General features: G+C 30.6%; 16 protein-coding genes. 10 read left to right on the top strand and 6 right to left on the bottom strand.

Annotation, left to right across the window (positions count from 1 at the left end):
• Window positions 1-56: 56 nt before the first annotated feature.
• The 5 genes from hetL (at window position 57) to UCYN_RS05650 (ending at window position 6,486) form a co-directional block, all read left to right on the top strand.
• Window positions 57-788 (top strand): heterocyst differentiation pentapeptide repeat protein HetL, encoded by a 732-nt coding sequence (hetL, locus tag UCYN_RS05630; RefSeq protein WP_012954551.1) that lies wholly within the window; start codon window positions 57-59, stop codon window positions 786-788.
• A gap of 217 nt (window positions 789-1,005) precedes the next feature.
• Entirely contained in the window at window positions 1,006-1,464 is a 459-nt protein-coding gene (rplI, locus tag UCYN_RS05635; RefSeq protein WP_012954552.1) for a 50S ribosomal protein L9, read from the top strand.
• A 640-nt stretch (window positions 1,465-2,104) separates the two neighbouring features.
• Entirely contained in the window at window positions 2,105-3,634 is a 1,530-nt protein-coding gene (gene zwf / locus UCYN_RS05640) for a glucose-6-phosphate dehydrogenase (protein WP_012954553.1), read from the top strand.
• Window positions 3,635-3,708: 74 nt separating this feature from the next.
• A complete protein-coding gene (gene opcA, locus UCYN_RS05645; protein WP_012954554.1) occupies window positions 3,709-5,064 on the top strand; it encodes a glucose-6-phosphate dehydrogenase assembly protein OpcA in 1,356 nt (451 codons plus the stop codon).
• A gap of 282 nt (window positions 5,065-5,346) precedes the next feature.
• Window positions 5,347-6,486: a quinone-dependent dihydroorotate dehydrogenase gene (locus UCYN_RS05650; protein ID WP_012954555.1), complete on the top strand. Its 1,140-nt coding sequence runs from the start codon at window positions 5,347-5,349 to the stop codon at window positions 6,484-6,486.
• A gap of 23 nt (window positions 6,487-6,509) precedes the next feature.
• On the opposite strand, the gene UCYN_RS05655 is transcribed toward UCYN_RS05650, so the two are convergent.
• Window positions 6,510-6,725 carry a hypothetical protein gene (locus tag UCYN_RS05655; RefSeq protein ID WP_012954556.1) on the bottom strand — a complete coding sequence of 72 codons (216 nt, stop codon included), beginning with the start codon at window positions 6,723-6,725 and terminating at the stop codon, window positions 6,510-6,512.
• Window positions 6,726-7,415: 690 nt separating this feature from the next.
• On the opposite strand from UCYN_RS05655, the gene UCYN_RS05660 reads away from it, so the two are divergent.
• Together UCYN_RS05660 and hemF are read left to right on the top strand one after the other, a co-directional pair.
• Complete coding sequence (locus UCYN_RS05660; protein ID WP_012954557.1) at window positions 7,416-8,978, top strand: M16 family metallopeptidase; 1,563 nt, start codon at window positions 7,416-7,418, stop codon at window positions 8,976-8,978.
• A gap of 243 nt (window positions 8,979-9,221) precedes the next feature.
• The gene (gene hemF / locus UCYN_RS05665; RefSeq protein WP_012954558.1) at window positions 9,222-10,256 is read left to right on the top strand and encodes an oxygen-dependent coproporphyrinogen oxidase; all 1,035 of its coding nucleotides are present in this window, start codon (window positions 9,222-9,224) and stop codon (window positions 10,254-10,256) included.
• A 124-nt stretch (window positions 10,257-10,380) separates the two neighbouring features.
• Here the strand turns inward: hemF and UCYN_RS05670 are convergent, their stop codons facing one another.
• Window positions 10,381-12,471: a M3 family metallopeptidase gene (locus UCYN_RS05670; RefSeq protein WP_012954559.1), complete on the bottom strand. Its 2,091-nt coding sequence runs from the start codon at window positions 12,469-12,471 to the stop codon at window positions 10,381-10,383.
• A 201-nt stretch (window positions 12,472-12,672) separates the two neighbouring features.
• Here UCYN_RS05670 and petN point away from each other — a divergent pair, with 201 nt between their 5' ends.
• Window positions 12,673-12,762: a cytochrome b6-f complex subunit PetN gene (gene petN / locus UCYN_RS05675; RefSeq protein ID WP_012954560.1), complete on the top strand. Its 90-nt coding sequence runs from the start codon at window positions 12,673-12,675 to the stop codon at window positions 12,760-12,762.
• A gap of 308 nt (window positions 12,763-13,070) precedes the next feature.
• Here petN and UCYN_RS05680 read toward each other — a convergent pair whose 3' ends face one another.
• Window positions 13,071-13,406, bottom strand: a complete 336-nt coding sequence (locus tag UCYN_RS05680; RefSeq protein ID WP_012954561.1) for an MgPME-cyclase complex family protein — start codon at window positions 13,404-13,406, stop codon at window positions 13,071-13,073.
• Between the two features lie 79 nt (window positions 13,407-13,485).
• Window positions 13,486-14,235 carry a pyridoxine 5'-phosphate synthase gene (locus tag UCYN_RS05685; RefSeq protein WP_012954562.1) on the bottom strand — a complete coding sequence of 250 codons (750 nt, stop codon included), beginning with the start codon at window positions 14,233-14,235 and terminating at the stop codon, window positions 13,486-13,488.
• Between the two features lie 261 nt (window positions 14,236-14,496).
• On the opposite strand from UCYN_RS05685, the gene UCYN_RS05690 reads away from it, so the two are divergent.
• A complete protein-coding gene (locus UCYN_RS05690; protein ID WP_012954563.1) occupies window positions 14,497-15,870 on the top strand; it encodes a DUF2079 domain-containing protein in 1,374 nt (457 codons plus the stop codon).
• Window positions 15,871-15,963: 93 nt separating this feature from the next.
• Here UCYN_RS05690 and UCYN_RS05695 read toward each other — a convergent pair whose 3' ends face one another.
• Together UCYN_RS05695 and UCYN_RS05700 are read right to left on the bottom strand one after the other, a co-directional pair.
• Window positions 15,964-16,167, bottom strand: coding sequence for a hypothetical protein (locus UCYN_RS05695; protein ID WP_012954564.1), 204 nt, complete (start codon window positions 16,165-16,167; stop codon window positions 15,964-15,966).
• A 288-nt stretch (window positions 16,168-16,455) separates the two neighbouring features.
• Window positions 16,456-18,114: a helicase HerA domain-containing protein gene (locus UCYN_RS05700; protein WP_041487891.1), complete on the bottom strand. Its 1,659-nt coding sequence runs from the start codon at window positions 18,112-18,114 to the stop codon at window positions 16,456-16,458.
• Between the two features lie 350 nt (window positions 18,115-18,464).
• On the opposite strand from UCYN_RS05700, the gene UCYN_RS05705 reads away from it, so the two are divergent.
• Window positions 18,465-20,285: a proline--tRNA ligase gene (locus UCYN_RS05705; RefSeq protein ID WP_012954566.1), complete on the top strand. Its 1,821-nt coding sequence runs from the start codon at window positions 18,465-18,467 to the stop codon at window positions 20,283-20,285.
• The last annotated feature ends 17 nt before the right edge of the window (window positions 20,286-20,302 follow it).

Raw genomic sequence — 20,302 nt, forward strand, 5'->3', positions numbered from 1 at the left:
TTTCTAAACTATATTGTCAAGATTACAATAATGAAATTACCGAATAAGAGAAAGTAATGAAGATAGATCAACTATTAAACAAGTATGATTTAGGAGAAAGGAATTTTCAAAGCATTTGTTTAAGAGAAGTAGATTTAACAGAAGTTAATCTTCCTAAGATTAACTTTGAATCAGCTGATATAAGGCAAAGTCGTTTAGGAAAAAGTAATTTTAATGGAGCGATATTAAAGCAAGCTGATTTAAGCGAATCCATTATTTGGGGGACGAACTTAGAAAATACCAACTTATCTAAAGCTATATTGAGAGATACAGATCTCAGTGGGGCCGAGTTAACTAATGCCGATCTTACAAATGCTTATTTAAGCAAAGCCAGCTTATGTGGAGCAAATTTAGCAAAAGCAAACTTATCACATGCCGTATTGTACGAAGTGGATTTACGTCCTTTATCAAATAGAAGAACCAATTTAGGAAGAGCAAATTTAAGTTCCACTGATTTGTCCTATGCCAAATTAAGCTCAGCTTTACTATTTAGAGCTAATTTATCAGGAGCAAAACTCTGTCGAGCAGAACTCAACCAAGATCCTTACAAGTTTCCTTTCTTGACAGATTTAACAGAAGCAAATTTACAAGGAGCAGATCTAAGTTACGCAGATTTAGGTAATGCTATTTTAGTTAATGCTAATTTAAAAAATGCGGATTTAACTGGTACTAATCTCAAAGGAGCAAATTTACAAGGAGCTATTATGCCAGATGGGAACACATATAAGTCGTTAAATTTTAATAAATAAATATTTTGATAAAGATTACGTAAAATGATTCGTTAAATATTTCTTCACAAGATTTACCTAAATATTTGAAAAGTAATATGACAAAACTTGACTTTTAATAAAAAAAGTACACAATAGGGCAAGTCTTAGCATCGACTTGCCTTATTTATGATCTATTGTAAAATTAAGGTTTGGTATAAAAAATATTGTGTAGTAAGTGTAAAAGAGGATAGCTATTATGTCTAAACGAGTTCCAATGGTCTTAAGTAAGTCTATTAGTAAATTAGGAAAAATTGGTGATTTGGTAGAAGTTGCTCCAGGATATGCCAGAAACTATCTTCTTCCCCAAAAATTAGCTGTTATCGCTACCAGCAGTATTCTTAAACAAGTTGAACAACGTAAAGAGAAAGAATCTCAAAGACTTTTGTTAGCGAAACAAGTAGCAGAAGAACAAAAAGTTTCTTTAGAATCTGTCGAATCTTTCACCATTAGCAAACAAGTTGGAGAAGGGGAAGCAATCTTTGGAACTGTTACTAGTCAAGAAGTTGTAGAAATCATACAAAAGATAACTAATCAAGAGATAGATCGCCGAGGTGTTGATCTTCCTGAAATTAATCAAATTGGTTCTTATGAAGCAACTATTAAAATTCATCCAGAAGTAATTGCTAATATTAAAATTCAAGTAGTACCTGCTTAAAAATATATTTTTTAGTTATTATAGCTTTTTGAACGCCAGCTAAAATCAAGTAAACTCAATAAAAGTTCTGGTATATTACTCTGTAATTTTGTAGTACTTAACTTTACTCTTAAAGGCACTTATAATTATTTAGAAAATCATGAACTTTCTTCATTGAGAATGTTTGGAATGAGAAAATTGTTAATCACTTTTTCTTCTTTTACAAATTACTAAATAAAATTGTTTCCGAGAGTTAAATTGAAAATAATATTTTTCATTTTGATCAATTCTTGTTCATTTATTTGGATAGAGAATTAAAACTTACTCAGGTTTCTAGAATAACTTTATTTTTATTAAATAAAATATTTAAAGAATAATCTTATTTAAATTTTAAAGCTACTAATTTTGGCCTCTAAGTTTATATTATCAACATAAACTTAGGGGTCAAAGTTAGTAGCTTTAAAATTTAACCATATAGTGGCTTTAAAATTTAACCATATAGTTAGAGAATATATTAAGACTTAAAATTTGATATGGGAAAGAAGCCACTGATGAATTACACAGTTTATTATTATCAAAGCTTAATTTTGTGTAATAACTTCGCTTCCTTCAGAAAAGTTTTAGTTAGACTAAAAACTATTGAGGAGGCAAAGTAAAGCTTATGGTAACATTATTAGAAAATCCATTTCGCATTGGACTACGCCAAGAGAGAAACCCACAACCCTTAATACTAGTGATCTTTGGTGCTTCTGGTGATTTAACTCAACGTAAACTCGTTCCTGCCCTCTACAAAATGAAACAGGAACGGCGATTACCTCCAGAGTTAACAATAGTAGGGGTTGCTCGTCGAGATTGGAGTCACGATTATTTTAGAGAAAAGATGCTAGAAGGAATTGAAGAATTCTCTGATGGTATTGGAAATCAAGAATTGTGGGATGATTTCGCTGATGGCCTATATTATTGTTCAGGTAATATGGATGAACCAGAAAGTTATCAAAAATTGAAAACTTTCTTGAAGGAATTAGATAGCAAGAGAGGAACTAGAGGTAATCGCGTATTTTATCTATCTGTCTCTCCTAATTTTTTCCCACCTGGGATTAAGCAATTAGGCGCAGCTGGAATGCTAGAAGATCCTTTAAAGCATAGAATTGTTATTGAAAAGCCTTTTGGTAAAGATTTAAGTTCAGCGAAAGTTCTTAACCGTCTTGTTCAAAATGTTTGTAAAGAAGAGCAAGTCTATCGAATTGATCATTATTTAGGAAAAGAAACTGTTCAAAATTTATTAGTTTTTCGTTTTGCGAATGCAATTTTTGAACCTTTATGGAATCGTCAATTTGTAGATCATGTTCAAATTACAGTAGCTGAAACTGTCGGGGTAGAGGATAGAGCAGGTTACTATGATACCTCTGGAGCTTTACGAGATATGTTGCAAAACCATCTTATGCAGCTTTTTTGTTTAACTGCTATGGAACCTCCTAATGCTTTAAACGCTGATAGTATACGTAATGAAAAAGTTAAGGTCTTACAAGCAACTAACTTAGCGGATACTCATAATCTAGAAAACTCAGCTATTCGTGGGCAATATAAAGCAGGTTGGATGAAAGGAAAACCTGTTCCAGGATACTTAGAAGAATCAGGAGTTCCTCTAAATTCTTCTACGCCTACTTATGTAGCAATGAAATTAATGGTAGATAACTGGAGATGGAAAGGAGTACCTTTTTATCTTAGAACTGGAAAAAGATTACCTAAAAAGGTAACTGAAATATCTATTCAATTTAAAGATGTACCATTTCTTATTTTTCAGTCAGCAGCTTACCAAACAAATCCTAATATTTTGAGCATGCGTATTCAACCTAATGAAGGTATAGCTTTAAAATTTGAAGCAAAAATGCCAGGTTCAGAACTTCGTACTCGTTCAGTAGAAATGGATTTTAACTATGGTTCTTCTTTTGGTATGACCACATCAGATGCATATCATCGCCTCTTATTAGATGCCATGCTAGGAGATCAAACTTTATTTACACGGGCTGACGAGGTTGAAGAGGCATGGCGTGTTGTTAGCCCTGTTCTTTCTGTATGGGATAGTCCGGCTGAGCCTAATAGCGTTCCTCAATATGAAGCTGGAACATGGGAACCTACAGAAGCAGAGTTGTTAATGAATCGTGATGGTCGTCGTTGGCGACGCTTGTAATAGAAATCAGGATTTCTTTCCTGCTTAGTTGATTTCTTATCTAACCAATAACTTCCTCCCATAACAGAACAATTATGACTACTCAAACTCTTCCAATCGTTTCCTTGCAAGATTCCAAGGATGTTTCCATAAATGCCATTGAAGCCGAACTAAGCAATATTTGGCAAAGTTATAATAACGATGATGGAATTATAGCTACTCGTGCCAATACATTTACTTTTATCATTTATGAGCCTGGACCAACCCAGTATCTATTAGCTGTTCTTGGCTTCTATACAGGCACTATTGATGGCATAGTTGGACCTCGTACTATTGCTGCGATTAAATCTGCAGAAGAAACATATAACTTGAAAGTAACAGGTGAATCTAGCGAAGAATTTATTCTTAAGTTGCAGTCAGAGTTTAAACAAGCTAAAGCTAAAGGACAGCTTAGTGATTTGCAAAAAATTACTGCTCAGTCTTACTCTCCTGACTTAGAAGAGACAGGTTTAGCTAATTTTAATCCTTGTAGGGTAATTACAATTCGTCCTACTGTTGATAGTAATGATCAAGAAGTTAGGGCACAAGTCTCTGCCTCTTGTCCTATCAACAAGCAAGGTAACCATATTCTAACTTGTTGCGAATATATTACATTACAAGGAAGTGCTGATGCTTTAGAAAAAGTTAGTGATGTTATTTCAGATTTAAGTATTGATGGACTACCTACATGTACTTGGTGGAAAGCTATCCCTGAACCGGAGTATGAACTTTTTAAAAAGTTAGCCTCTCAAAGTAATACTTTAGTCGTAGATTCTAGTACTTTTAGTAATTCTGCTAGTCAACTAGCAAAGTTAGGGAAAATGTTAGAACAAAACTTACCTTTAGCTGATTTAAATTGGGTGAGGCTTAGTCCATGGCAAGAATTAACAGCTGCTGCTTTTGATCCTCCGGAACGCCGTAATGCTGTTTTAGAAATTGACCGTATTGCTATTGATTATGAAAAAGGAAATTCAGCCCAAGCATTAATGTACTTGGGTTGGGTTGCTAGTCGTTTGCAATGGAAACCTATTTCTTATGAGTATGAAGAAGGTGACTACAATGTTTGTAGAGTTAAGCTTCTTAATAACGAGCAAAGAAGTATAGAGGCTGAATTATCTGGAATACCTTTGGCAGATTGGGGTGATGTATTAGGCGATTTAATTAGTCTGAAATTAAGTTCTACAAACCCAAAAGCAGATTGCTGTACAGTATTATGTTCTGGGACTACTGGATGTATGAGAATGGAGGCATCTGGTGGTGCTCAAGCTTGTCGTATTGAACAAGTAACATCTCTAGCAGATCAGAAAACTGACAACTTAATTCAAAGGCAGCTTCAAAGATGGGGTACAGATGCTTTGTATAAAGAAAGTATGGAAGTTGTTAGTTCTATGCTTAAACTAGCTCTAAATTAATAACAAAGTATTGTATCTGGAAGTGGGATTGGAAAACTGAGATCTTCTAATCCCACTTTTTATCCGTCTTACAAATAACTTAAGTTGGTAAAAATTGTGATTGAAAAATAAAATCTAGGAACTTTTTTGTACACTAGATTCTAATTTAAAAGTTTAAAAAATTACCTTTTTATATTTCTATACAATAAATTCTCAGATTCAAATAAAGTTTGATGTTCATTTAAATAATAAGAATGAGAAAACTGATTATATTCTATAAATGACCGACAAAAATTGAAATTCATGTTTAAAATAATTCGATCTTTTTACCCTTTTTTCTTACGCTTAATTATAAATTATCCGGAAAAAGCTCATCAATTCTTTCTAGAAAGCTTAAGCTTATTAAACCAAAAACGTCATACTTCTTTCGGAAATTATTTATTATCAAACATAAGCAATTCTTTTCAGTACGATGACATACGTCTTAAGCAAAATTTATGGGGACTTGACTTTAATATTCCTATAGGATTAGCTGCTGGATTTGATAAAAATGGTTTAGCAACAAGCATATGGAATAGTTTTGGTTTTGGCTTTATTGAAGTTGGAGCTGTTACCTTTCATGCTCAAGATGGTAATCCAAAACCAAGATTATTTCGTTTACCTTCAGATAAGGCAATTTTAAATAGGTTAGGTGCAAATAACGATGGAGCTGCATCTATAGCTGAAAGATTGACAATAGAAAGTCGAGCACAAACTTTTAAAGTTCCAGTAGGTATTAATTTATGTAAATCAAAAGTTACTCCTCTAGATTTAGCCGTTGATGATTATTTAAGTAGTTTTCATCGCCTTGAGTCTTGTGTAGATTATTTCACTATTAATGTGAGCTCTCCTAATACACCTGGTCTTAGGATATTACAAGAAAAAGAATATTTAGAAAATATTTTATACAGGTTACAACTAGAGAATAAATTTAATAAACCTTTATTTATCAAGATTTCTCCTGATTTAACTTGGGAATCTATCAAAGCGATTATTGAATTATCTAAAACTCATAATTTATCAGGAATTGTGGCTACTAATACAACTATTAAACGCGAAAATTTGAATACTATCACTTTAAACTCAACGGGAAACTATGTTGAAAAAGAACTTGGAGGTATTAGTGGAAAGCCAATTAGTGAGAGATCAACAGAAATAATTAGATTTATTTACAAGGAATCTAAAGGCACATTGCCTATTATAGGAGTAGGAGGAATTTTTAATACAGAAGATGCCTGGAATAAAATATCTGCAGGAGCGACATTATTGCAATTATATACAGGTTGGATATATCAAGGTCCTTGGTGTATACCAGAGATAGCAAATGGGTTAACTCTTCAATTAGAAAAGCATAAACTATCCCATATTTCTCAAGTTATAGGTAGCGAAATTCCTTTTTGTTGAATCAACAACTATTATTTTAAAATTTACTTATTATTCTGTGAATAAGCCTTAGCAGAAGCCTTAATCCAAGTAGTAGCAGCGATCCCAAGAGGAACTATCATCACGCCAAGACCTGTTATCAAAGAATTTTGGCGAGCAAAAGGACTATTCATTAATAATAAAACAATACAACCACAATATAACAATCCAAGCAAGGGTAACCCTATTACAAGAATAGAGAATTTAGTATCTTTATCCATAAAACTTACAACTATTTGAGATATTAATTAATTCAAAATAATTAGAGATAAAACTGTCCTATCGATATCGTATCTTGGAAACAAAAAATTTTATGGAATTAAATAGATAAAAATTTAATAATATTGAATTATTTAAAAAAAATTTCTTTAATAAAAATATATTGCTATTGAAAGCTTTATCTAACTAGTTAGTTCTATCCCACTCCTTAATGTAATCATGTTATTAAGTAATTGTCTATAGAATGCAAATTAGTAGTGATAAAACTTAAATAAGGTCGCTATTTATTTACATTTCTAATATTGTATCTAGCATTAGTTAAATACAATTTTTTGTTTTATAGTTATATTTTACCTGACGCTTCATTCATAAGTAAAACTTAAATATATTCAAGATAAAGGCACTGTGATATTTTATTTTTCACTTGGATTATTAACTAATTTACATGTTCTTATTTTCAGAAAAATCATAAAATTAGTCATCTTGTTACTGCAAAGAATAATAATCTTAAAACAGATTTAGCTAATTATGAAAATCATAAGCAATTATTTAGTAATTAGATTTTTTCAAATAACTAATTATCTACAATAAAGATCGAAAGTTTGCTAGTATATCAGTAAATATAATGTTTATTCATTGATATATCTCATTTAAAAACAAAAATCTTTAACCAACTCTGCTCTATTTATTTTATGATTAATAATTTGTTCAAATTATTTTGTTTAATTGGTTATTCTGTTAGCATTATCTATATTTTCTCTTTTCTATATACAAGCGGAAATAATCTCGCTTTTGCAAAAGATACCACTTCTAACTCATCTTCTGCTATTTTTCCTTATCTTGAGGATGCTGCTAAGAAAATCAATGAATTTACCCTTGATAATGGCATGAAATTTATTGTCATGGAAAATCATAGTGCACCTGTAGTATCTTTTGTAACTTATGCTGATGTTGGAGGAGTCGATGAACCTGACAACAAAACTGGAGTAGCACACTTCTTAGAGCACCTAGCTTTTAAAGGAACTACAGAAATTGGAACAACAAATTATGCTGAAGAAAAAGAGATCTTAGACAACTTAGATAATGTTTTCAATCTTATAAAAGAAGCGAAAAATAAAAAAGATAATAATAAAGTTCAACTGTTAACTAAGGAATTCTATACTTTACAGGCTAAAGCTCATAATTATGTTAAGCAGAATGAGTTTGGGCGCATTGTTGAAACAGCAGGAGCTGTTAATATTAATGCTGCAACTTCTCCAGATTCAACTATTTATTTTTATAGTTTTCCTTCAAATAAATTAGAATTATGGATGTCTTTAGAATCACAGCGGTTCTTAAATCCAGTATTTAGAGAGTTTTATAAAGAAAAAAATATTATTTTAGAAGAGCGTCGTCTTAGAACAGAAAATAATCCTATTGGTAAAATGGTAGAAGCTTTCTTAGATACTGCTTTCGTCCAACATCCCTACAAACGTCCAGTAATTGGTTATAGTAAGGATATCAATGGGCTTACTCGTAAAGATGTCCAAGATTTTTTTGATATTTATTATGGGCCAAATAATTTAACAATCTCTATTGTAGGAGATGTAAAATTTGAGGAAGTGAAAAATTTAGCTCAAATATATTTTGGGCGTTATCCTTCCAAGGTAGAGCCACCTAAAATATCTACAGTAGAGCCAGGACAGCCAGAAAAACGTGAAATTACATTAAATCTTGATTCTCAGCCTTGGTATTTAGAAGGATATCATGTACCCTCTCTGAATCATCCAGATAATGCTGTTTATCAAGTAATCGCTAATATATTGAGTTCTGGACGTACAGCTCGTCTCTATAAATCTTTAGTTGAAGATAAAAAAGTAGCTTTAGTTGCTCAAGGTTTAAGTGGTTATCCATCAGATAAATATCCTAACTTAATGCTTTTTTACGCACAAACTTCTCCCCAAGCTTCAGTTGAGGAAGTTGCAGAAGCTTTATCATTAGAAATCAAAAAATTGAAAACAGAGCTTGTTTCTGAGCAAGAATTAGAAAGAACTAAAAATAAATTGAGAGCTAGTCTTTTACGTTCTCTTGATTCCAACTTAGGCATGGCTCGTGCCTTGGCAGAATATGAAGTAAAAACTGGTCAATGGAATAATTTATTTAGTCAAGTTCAAGACCTGGAGGCTGTTAGTGCAGAAGATATTAAAAGAATTGCTAATGTTACCTTTAAAGAAGAAAACATGACTATTGGACGTATACTACCAAAGAAAAAATAAATTAACTTTATGTATCCTTTAATTTATTATCAAAGATACATAAAATTAATTCATAAGATTTAATTATCTAAATTAATTCAGTTTTTATTTATTTTATATAGCTTTAGATATATAAATAATTTTTATAAAACTTAATGGTATATTTCCCTAGTTAAGCTTAAATTAATTTAATGATTACTTTGTAGATATTCTTTTCATTAGCAGCTAAACTTTTTATAAAATAATTTAATAAATTTGAAGTTTATGACGTCTCAAAGAGAAACCAATTCTTCCTCCTATAAAATTTCCACACCTCCTGAAGATGCAAAAACTAGAGTAAGTCAGTTTATGAAGAATCTTCAGGATGAAATTTGTCATTCGTTAGAAAAAGCAGATCGTCGAGGTCAATTTCAAGAAGATAATTGGCAAAGAGAGGAAGGTGGTGGTGGACGCTCTCGGGTTTTAAAAAATGGTGACCTACTTGAACAAGGAGGGGTAAACTTTTCTGAAGTTTGGGGTGAAAAATTACCGTTATCAATTATAAAACAACGGCCTGAAGCTCAAGGGCATAAATTTTATGCTACAGGAACTTCTATGGTTTTACATCCTCACAACCCTTATATTCCAACAGTTCATCTCAATTATCGTTATTTTGAAGCAGGTCCTGTTTGGTGGTTTGGAGGAGGAATTGATCTAACCCCTTATTACCCATTCGCGGAAGATGCAACTTTTTTTCATAAGACTTTAAAACAAACTTGTGACAAACATCACGAACAATATTATCCAACTTTCAAATCTTGGTGTGATGAGTATTTTTACCTTAAACATCGTCAAGAAACGCGAGGTGTTGGAGGAATTTTCTTTGATTATCAAGATGGTAGTTACCCTCTGTATCGTGGTTCTAGTACTGACAAAACAGTCTCTAAAGATGATGCTCAAATCTCTATTTCTGAGTCAAAACCGCGTACGTGGGAAGATATATTTGCTTTTGTTAGCGATTGTGGACAGACTTTTTTGCCAGCGTATTTACCTATTGTTGAGAAACGTCGTGACCTTCAATATGGAGATAGAGAGCGTCAATTCCAGCTATACAGACGGGGACGCTATGTTGAGTTTAATCTGGTATACGACCGTGGTACAATCTTTGGACTACAAACTAATGGACGCACTGAGTCTATTTTAATGTCTTTACCACCATTAGTTCGTTGGGAGTATTCTTATGAACCGAAAGTCAATACTCCTGAATTTGAATTATATAAAACATTTTTAAAGCCTCAGGATTGGGCTAATTGGAAATAATTCTACTATTGCTATAAAGTTTTCTCTACATTTTTATTAGAAACTTTAATGTAATAAACCAATTGAGAATAAAGAAGATGTAAATAATATTTATATCTTCTTCTATCTAATGAATGTAGTTTTTTTAGATATTTAATAATCCACTATATTTTAACAAAGCTTCTGTTTTAGGTTCTCTACCTCGAAATGATTTAAAAATTTCCAAAGGATCTTTACTTCCACCTAAAGCTAAGATATTTTTTTTAAAATTTTTACCTACTTCTGCAATCTTATTATCATCTTCTAAGCCAGCCTCTTCAAATGCAGAAAAAGAATCTGCACTTAATATTTCTGACCACTTATAACTATAGTATCCAGCCGCATAACCACCAGCAAAGATATGGCTAAATGCACATAAAAACGCATCTTCAGGTAAGATTTTCATTACTGTTGTTTTCTTGGCAACTCTATCTCTAGCTTCGAATAAAGTCTCGTTACCATCTGGTTGATACCTATGATGCAAGTCTAAATCCAAGAAACTAAAATGAAGTTGTCTTAACATAGACAATCCAGCCATAAAATTACGTGAAGTTTTTAATTTATCATAGTAATGCTTAGGTATCGTTTCTCCTGTTTGATAATGCTTTGCCATGCTGAAAAAAGTATTTTTTTCATAACACCAATATTCCATAAATTGACTAGGTACTTCTACAGCATCCCACTCTATGTTATTAATACCTGATGCCCCAGGATAATTAATTGTTGTTAACATATGTTGTAAGCCATGACCAAACTCATGAAACAGAGTAGTTACTTCATCAAAAGTCATTAAACTAGGCTCTCCATCGAACGGGGGAGTTTGATTACAAATTAGGTATGCAACTGGAAGGCGAATGATAGGTTTTTCGTCTTGATATATTTTTGATCTTCCAATACAATCACTCATCCAAGCACCCCCGCGCTTTTCTATAGGACGGCTATAAGGATCTAAATAAAAGTATGCAATTATCTTATTCATATCATCTTTTACTTGAAAAAATAGTACATCTTTATGCCATGTAGATACCTTCTCGTCTGTAACAGTTATTGTTACTCCAAAAATACGTTTTGTAAGGTCAAATAATCCTTCTAATACTTTCTCTAAAGAAAAGTAAACTCGTAATTCTTCATTAGTAAAATCAAATAAAAGTTTACGCTGTTCTTCTATCCAATAACTTATGTCCCAAGGTTCTAAATCAAAATCACAATTTTTGAACATAAAAGTCTTTAAACTTTTCAATTCTTCTTGTGCTGCTTGATAACTTACAAATCTTAGTTCCTCTAGTACTTCCTCTACACTCTCTACATCAGAAGCCATCTTCTTACTTAAACTCATTTCAGCATACGATTGATAACCAAGAATTTCTGCTTGTTCTTTTCTTAACTTTAAAATACTTTCTATTAAAGGCTCATTATTCAACTTTCCAACTGATGCTCGAGATATAAAAGCTTTGTATACTTTTTCTCTTAAATTTCTCTGATTACTATATTTCATAAAAGGCACGTAAACAGGATAATCTAAAGTTATTATCCATGGACCTAACTCAGGAGTAGCATTATTGTATCCTTCTAAAACGGCATTATGCGCAGCTAATTTTAAGATACTTAATGGTAAATTGCCAATCTCTATTTTATTTGTTAATTTCAACTTAAATTCTCTAGTTGAATCTAAAACATTATTAGAAAACTGTGTAGATAATTCAGCAAGTTCTAAATTAATTTCATTAAATTTATGACGTTTATCTGGTGTTAGATTAACACCAGATAACTCAGCTTCTCTAATAGAGCTTGTGATAATACGTTTTTGACAACTGTCTAAAGTATTCCATAAGACAGAGTCTTTTCTTAAATCTTTAAATGTCTGATAAATAAGTTTATTTTGCCTTAATTTATTTAAAAAACTTATTATATCAGGCTGAACAGTTTGATATATCTCTCGAAGTTCTTTACTATTTTTAACCCCCATTAAATGATTAACGATCCCCCAGGTCCATTTAATTTTTTCCTCAATAATAGTTAAAGGTTCTACAATGCCTTCCCAAGTTGGGGTAATATTTTTTTCTAAACAAGTTAGTCTATTATTTGATTGTCTAAGGATTTCATCTATTGATGGAATAATATCCTCTAATCTAATTTTTTCAAAAGCTGGTAAACCTTCTCCAACTAATAAGTAATTATAGGTATATTGATTATTCATAAATAAAAGATAGTGACACTTTTCATATATAGGAATTAATCTATAGCTTAAGATAATTTCGCTTATTAGGAAAATTTAAGATAGATTATCCTATTTACAAGAAACATAACAACTATTAGTCTTGTTAGTATGATTTCAGTTAAGAAAATGCATCATATACTGTAATATAAAAGTATGATTTATTTTGGGAAGTAAATACTCATGGATATTTTAGCTCTTGGTTGGGTTAGTATGTTAGCCTTATTCAGTTGGTCTCTTGCTATGGTTGTTTGGGGACGTAACGGTTTTTAAAATTCTATAGGCTATGCAAGTTCTCAACTTTCTTTTCTACACTGCTTTTACTTTATTAGTTTTAGTAAGCATCGGTGTTATTTATTTAACTGTTATGGACCGATATGGTCGTTATTCTCAAAAACAAAGTGAAGAAAATAAATTCTAAGATTTAAGAAGGAAATCATCTTTTCTTGGATTTTATAACACAACTTAAGCAATACGAACTACATAGATGAATTAAATCATATGATTTATTCATATCTTGTGAACATTAAAAATCAATAAGGTGAATAATTTGATTTTGCCTTATTGATTTTTAATTTTATTTAGGATTTAGAAGTGGAAGTTAAGGAAGCTAGTGGATCTGGAATTGTAGAAGAAGGAGCTTGAAATTCTCCTCGTGCTACATATTCTAGTCGTAGCTTTAACCAAGTAATAAAACCATGATCTGTTGAAATAATAGCAACACTTGGCTGAGGGCATTGAGCCTTAATATCAGCAAATTCCGGAGCTTCAATAAAAGCAGGGTCTTTGATGAGCCAGAAATCAATTGTTTTTTCTTTTTCTTGATAGTCTCTAACTCTTTCTCTCAATACTTCGTCTAAAGGTTCTTCTTCTAAAAGAAATTTTTGACTAGCTAAAACGTAATAATAGGTATTCATTGCTTATTAATTAATCCTGACTGCTCAACTACTATTATTCAACTTAAGGATGCTGTATTGGTCAAGATTAATTAATAATTTATAATTCTCCTTTTATTGCTAGTTTCATTTCTTTAACCGCTCTTTCCATTCCTACTAATACAGCACGACTTACAATCGTATGGCCTATGTTTAACTCTTCTATACCTGGAAGACAAGCAACAGAATAAACATTACTATAATTGAGACCATGGCCAGCGTTGATTTTTATACCTAAATCAAGAGCTTGTTTACATCCTAATTTCAATAATTTTAGTTCTTCTTGACACTGTTTATCGCTGGTTGAATTTACGTATTGTCCTGTATGTAGCTCAATATGTTTTGCTCTGGTATCTGCGGATGCCTGAATTTGATCTTGATTGCTATCAATAAAAAGACTAGCGATAATTCCATTTTCTTGTATCCTACCAACTATTTTTTTTAAATGCTCCAAATTTGTTTTAACATCTAAACCACCTTCTGTAGTTATTTCTTCACGCTTTTCCGGAACTAGAGTAATACAGTGAGGTTTGATATCAAAAGCAATTTGAAGCATCTCTTCAGTAGCAGCAATTTCTAAGTTCAAACGTGTTTGGATTGTTTCTTTGATGAGAAATACATCTCGATCTTGAATATGCCGCCTATCTTCTCTTAAATGCATAGTAATACCATTTGCCCCTCCTAGTTCTGCTAAAACTGCTGCTATAACTGGATTCGGTTCAGTTGAACATCTTGCTTGACGAATAGTAGCAATATGATCAATATTTACTCCGAGAGTTGGTAATTTAAACTTTTCTTCTCTATCAGACATTTTATAAATTAGTAAAGGGTTTAAACTGAAATAACTAATATCATTTTTATAATAACAACTATATATTGATCGAAAAGAATAAAGTATTAAATTTCAAATATAACTAAAATAATTTAAGATGTAGTCTATATAATCTTATTTCATTGATTAAAAACACAAGAGTAAATTCTTACATAAAAAAATTTAATATCAAATATATGAAATATTAGATTAACGGATAATAGTTTTTAATCAAGATATCTTCTATCTAATCATACCACTATGAATTTTTTATGTTTTCGGTATAATTTCATTTCTATCACTATATTTTGTAGTACATTTATATTTTTTATTTTTAGTAGTCTTAGACATATACTTTTTCAATCAACAGCTTGGGATTTAGCAATTTTTGACCAAGCAGTTTATTTAATTAGTCAAGGTAAAATACCTAATTCATCTTTTCTAAATATCCACATTTTAGGAGATCATGCTTCTTTAATACTTTATCCATTATCTTTATTTTATGTATTTTACCCTTCAGTTTATTGGCTGTTTTTTGTGCAAGCATTATCTCTAAGCTTAGGAATATTACCTATTTATTATTTATGTCAAAATCAAGGCTTAAATAAAAATGATTCGTTGATGATAATTTTTATATATTTGTTCTACCCGTTAGTTTTTAATATTAATTTATTTGATTTCCATCCTGATGTAATATTTATTCCAGCAATTTTATTTGCTCTTTTAGCCGTCTTCGAAAATAGATTTTTTTTGTTTGTCTTATCTATACTCATCGCTTTGAGCTGTAAAAGTATATTTTCTTTAACAGTTATGTTTATGGGTTTATGGCTGTTGTCTTTTGAGAAGAAGAAATTTAGTTTATTTGCGATTGGAAGTGGTTTAACTTGGTTCATTGTTAGTACAAAGGTTATCATTCCTATTTTTGGTAATAATAATTCTAATATTGAAAGACATATCGAAAGATTTAATTATCTCGGAAATACATTTTCCGAAATAACTCACAATTTATTTTTTAGACCTACTCTAGTTTTAGAAGGAATATTCAATCTATCTAATTTTGGATATTTACTATTACTAATGGCACCTATTTTTTGGGGTATATCCTTAGTATCACTTTCTCCTTTGATATCTTGTATTCCTAGTTTTGCAATAAATTTATTGTCTCAAAATATTCTACAAAAAGACCTTTTACATCATTATTCTCTGCCTATTTTACCATTTTTAATGGTAGTTGTTATTAAAACTATAGCTCAAAGGAAAAAGCCGATTTGGAGAAAATATATATTCCTATGGTCTCTAATTTCTTTTATTGCGTTGGCTAAGTTAGGTAATTTTACTTCCCGATATTTAGTGTCTTTAGACATGTGGACAGCGAATACAGAAGCTATCAATAAGATATATGATGAAGAGAGTGTATTGACTTACTCTTATATTGCTCCTCATATTAGCCATCGCTCTATTGTAAAGTTGATTGAGCAAGAGGCAAATATAAATTTAGAGCAATTTAATAATATTCTCTTAAATGATGTTTTTCCGCAGAGTGAAAATATTAAAAGACGGATTCAAGAAAGTGACCACTTCTCGTTAACTTTCCAAAAAAATAATGTTTATCTTTTCCAAAAAAATAATGTTTGATTTTGATAAATTAGCAAAGAAACAATTGCATAAGCATTATTTACACTTAATTAAGATAAAAATATTCAAATAATTATTAATAAATTTAAATTTTTACGTAATGTCGTTTTCATAGTTAGTTATAGATTCATTATTTATTTGGTTATAAGAATTTTCTTCTATGAAAACTGGCTTATCAGGAATAACTGACATCTTATAAAAGACAAGATAAGCTAAAAGAGAAACACTACCAAAGAAAAGAAAAACTCCGATAAACATACCCAAAATAGTTTTAGAAAATTTAGATAGACTAATCATATTTATTTTGTAACAAAACTGTAAAAACTAAAATAGTGATTAACTGTATATGAATTATTTAAGCAATGTTTTGAATTTTACTGAACTGTACATTGAACTTGATTTAAAATCATAATAATATTCTTGATCTTGAGATATCACTTATTAGATATCTTTCTTACTTAAATAAACTATATAGCAATCATTTTTTAATAATACTCATTGTACACATAATCTTCATGAATATACCTTAACCTTAAATATAAAATTTCGATAGCCGAATATTTAATAATAAGTTTGATATAAAAATTAAAATCCTAACTCTGATCTTGCTATTTTTGCAGTATTAAAAACTTCTTCATTAGACACTTCTTTCCAATTAGTATTACCAATCTGTGAATAAAATTCTTTATCATAAGTACGAGTCTTCACAACAACAGGCATTGGAACAGCATGACCTAGTATTAAGACTTGTTGCTTTGAATCTAATTTTGCTAAAACTGAACGAAGATTTTGTCCCCCAGAAACCCCTGTAAAAATAGCATCTATATCTTTCTCGTCATTTAATAAACATGTAATTCTTGTTCCAATTTGTGACATAACTTCATTATCAATTCCAGACGGTCTTTGATCTACAATCAACAAAGTAACAAAATATTTTCTCATTTCTCTAGCAATAGTTCCAAAGATAGTCTGATGAACTATCTTAGAATCTAAAAAACGATGAGCTTCCTCAATTGTAATTACTAATTGTTTCGGGCGATTAAGGGGATTTTTAGTTTGTAAAAAATTTTCTGCTTTTTTCACATAACTATTATGTATCCTCCGTGTAATCATATTAGTTGCAAGCATATAAGAAAGCATATTAGATTGAGAGCCAAATTCAATAACAACGTGTTTCCCAGCATCCAGAGATGCTAATATTTGATTTATATAATTATGCGGACATATATTTTTTAAATATTTTAAATTTTCTAAACGCATTAATTTTCTTTGCAAAGACATAATTGATCCTGCATGACCTTGTTTATCTTGACAAAAAAGCTTAATTTCTTCGTTTGTCATACTTAATAATTGTGTTATCCAAGATTTACCATATTCAGCTTCTAAAATATTTGCATTGTCTAAACTTGCTTCAGAGATTCCTAGTTCTTGTCCAACAAGTCGTATATCTTCAATATCAATTTGGTCATAGCTTAAATATAATTCTTGAGCATCTATAACTCCTCTTCTCTTTGTTGATTGAGAGTCTAATGTAAAGATTTCTACTTGTCCTGGAAATAATTGACATAAGCCTTTAACAGTAGAGAATTTTTTACCTTCTTTTATTGCTTCCCATCCATACTCTGAATGCATATCGAACATAAGATTAACAGCTGCTCTCTTTTTAATAATTCCTGCAATTAAGAGTTTTGTTAAAAAAGATTTTCCAGTTCCTGATTTTCCAAAGATACCATTACTTCTTTCAACAAATTTGTCTAAATTAATACAAATAGGAACATTCATATCTAAAGGTTTTCCAATCATAAAATTATTGCAAGTATCATCATCTTCCCAACCAAAAACTGTTCTGAAATCTTTTTCAGAAGCTTCATAGACTGGACTAAAGTGAGAAGGTACTGTCTTTACAGGGAGCAATTCCAGATTAGTGTCAATATTTTTTGTATCTTGTTTAGTAGGAGCCAACATTAGCATAGGTGTAATTTCAATAGTGCTATAAATAGTTCTACCTGCCAAAATATCTATCATTAAAGTATCTTGAAAGCTGGGAGGATTAGAAAAAATCCTAGAATTTGTAATTCCTAATGAAATGTTCGTTACAAGAGAAAAAAAGCGAGATTCAGATCCTTGAACAACTAGGAATTTCCCTACCCGCATCTGCTCAACAGATATATCTGAATTTAATTTAACTTCTAATCCTTGAGACAAAGAACCTTGAATTACTATACCTAAAGAATGCTCTTGTATATTCATTGAAAGATAAAAAACATCAAAATTTTAGTTAATAAGTAAGATAGTAAACTATATGTAGTAACCTAAAAAATATTATGTACTTATAATCAGTTTTATTTATTTATATTCATAACAGTCACTATTAAAATGATGTTAGGCTAGTAAGTTAGATTTTTAGTAATTTCTAAAATGATAAAAGTGATATATTGTTATCTTAGAAAATATAAAATAAAAATAAAAAATTATAAACTTTGTATATTGTTTAAATATTTTAGTAATGTTTATTATTAATACTATTTTAAATAATTTTTTCTCTCAAGAAGATGAGATGATCATATGTCCCGTAGTTATAAGGAAAACTTTAAATGCAACTATCCAAAGTATTGTTTGTGACTTTACGTGAAGATCCTGCAGAAGCAGAAATAATAAGCCATAAACTTTTATTGAGATCTTGTTATATTCGTCGTGTTAGTAGTGGTATTTATTCTTATCTACCTTTGATGTGGCGAGTATTAAGAAAAACTTCTCAAATAATAAGAGAAGAGATGAATTCAATTGGAGGTCAAGAATGTTTATTACCTCAGTTACAAATATCGGATTTATGGGAAGAATCAGGCAGATGGAAAACTTATACTGAAGCTGAAGGGATTATGTTTTCTCTAATAGATAGGCAAAACAGAGAATTGGCTTTAGGCCCAACTCATGAAGAAGTAGTTACATCTATAGTTAGAGATATGGTCGTTTCATATAAACAGATGCCTTTAAATTTATATCAAATTCAAACGAAATTTAGGGATGAGATTCGTCCTCGTTTTGGTTTGATGAGAAGTAGAGAATTCATAATGAAAGATGCTTATTCTTTTGATGAAAATCTAGAAAACCTGCAGAAAAATTATGATATGGTAAGCCAAGCTTATTGTAATATTTTAAAACGTTGTGGATTATCTTTTAAAGTTGTAGAGGCAGACTCTGGAACTATAGGTGGTTTAGCTTCTCAAGAATTTATGGTCTTAACAGACGTTGGGGAAGATGAAATTTTATATACAGAAGATAATAGTTATGCAGCAAATGTAGAGAAAGCAGTTTCTATCCCTAGTTCAGAAAACATATCACCTTTTAATATTTATGAAGAAAGAGCAACTCTAAATTGCAACACAATCAAAAAACTCTCTGAAGTGCTCAATTGTTCTTCTACCAATATTGTCAAAAATTTACTATATCGAGCAATCTATGATAACAAAAAAAGTATATTAGTCTTGATAAGTATTCGAGGAGATCAAGATATTAATGAAATAAAACTTAGTAATGAATTAAATCATTTAGCTTTTAAATACGGCGCATCAACATTATTAACTTTACAAATCTTTGATCAAGAGTCTGAATTAAAACTTATTAATAGTACATTTCCGTTCGGTTATATTGGCCCAGATCTAGAAGATTCTTATATTAGTATTGAAGAAAATCTTGAATCTTCTTTTTTAAGAATTGCAGATAAGACTATTATTAATTTGAAGAACTTCGTTACTGGCTCCAATAAGGAAGGGTATCATACTGTAGGAAGTAATTGGGGAAAGTCACACAAATTACCAGAATTAGTCTTTGACGTAAGGAGAGCTAAGGAAGGTGATAAGATTTCTGAAAATAGTCAAGAAAGATTAATAAGTAAAAAAGGGGTTGAAGTAGGACATGTTTTTCAGCTAGGAACAAAGTATTCGAAAAAAATGAAAGCAACCTTTACAGATAAAAATGGTGAGGAGAAACCTATTGTTATGGGATGTTATGGTATTGGAGTTTCTCGCTTAGTTCAGTCTGCTGTAGAACAAAATCATGATAAACATGGAATCATTTGGCCACTTGCAATAGCTCCTTACCACGCTATTATAATAGTTCCAAATGTTAAGGAGAAGCAGCAAATGGAAATTGCAGAAAAGATATATTACGATTTAAATAGCATTGGAATAGAAACTATTTTAGATGATCGTACTGAGCGGATAGGCTCTAAATTTAAAGATGCTGAACTTATTGGAATTCCTTATCAAATAGTAACAGGAAGAACATTGAAATTTGGCAAAGTAGAGGTAGTAGACAGAAAAACTAAAAATTCACAAGAAGTTATTATTGAAGAATTACCTAAGCTATTTCATGAGTTTTTTAAGAATATTAAGTTGTCATCACCATTAATCTGAAAAATTAGTAAAAAACT

The organism is Candidatus Atelocyanobacterium thalassa isolate ALOHA, assembly GCF_000025125.1.
In the GTDB taxonomy this organism is placed as follows: Bacteria; Cyanobacteriota; Cyanobacteriia; order Cyanobacteriales; family Microcystaceae; genus Atelocyanobacterium; species Atelocyanobacterium thalassae.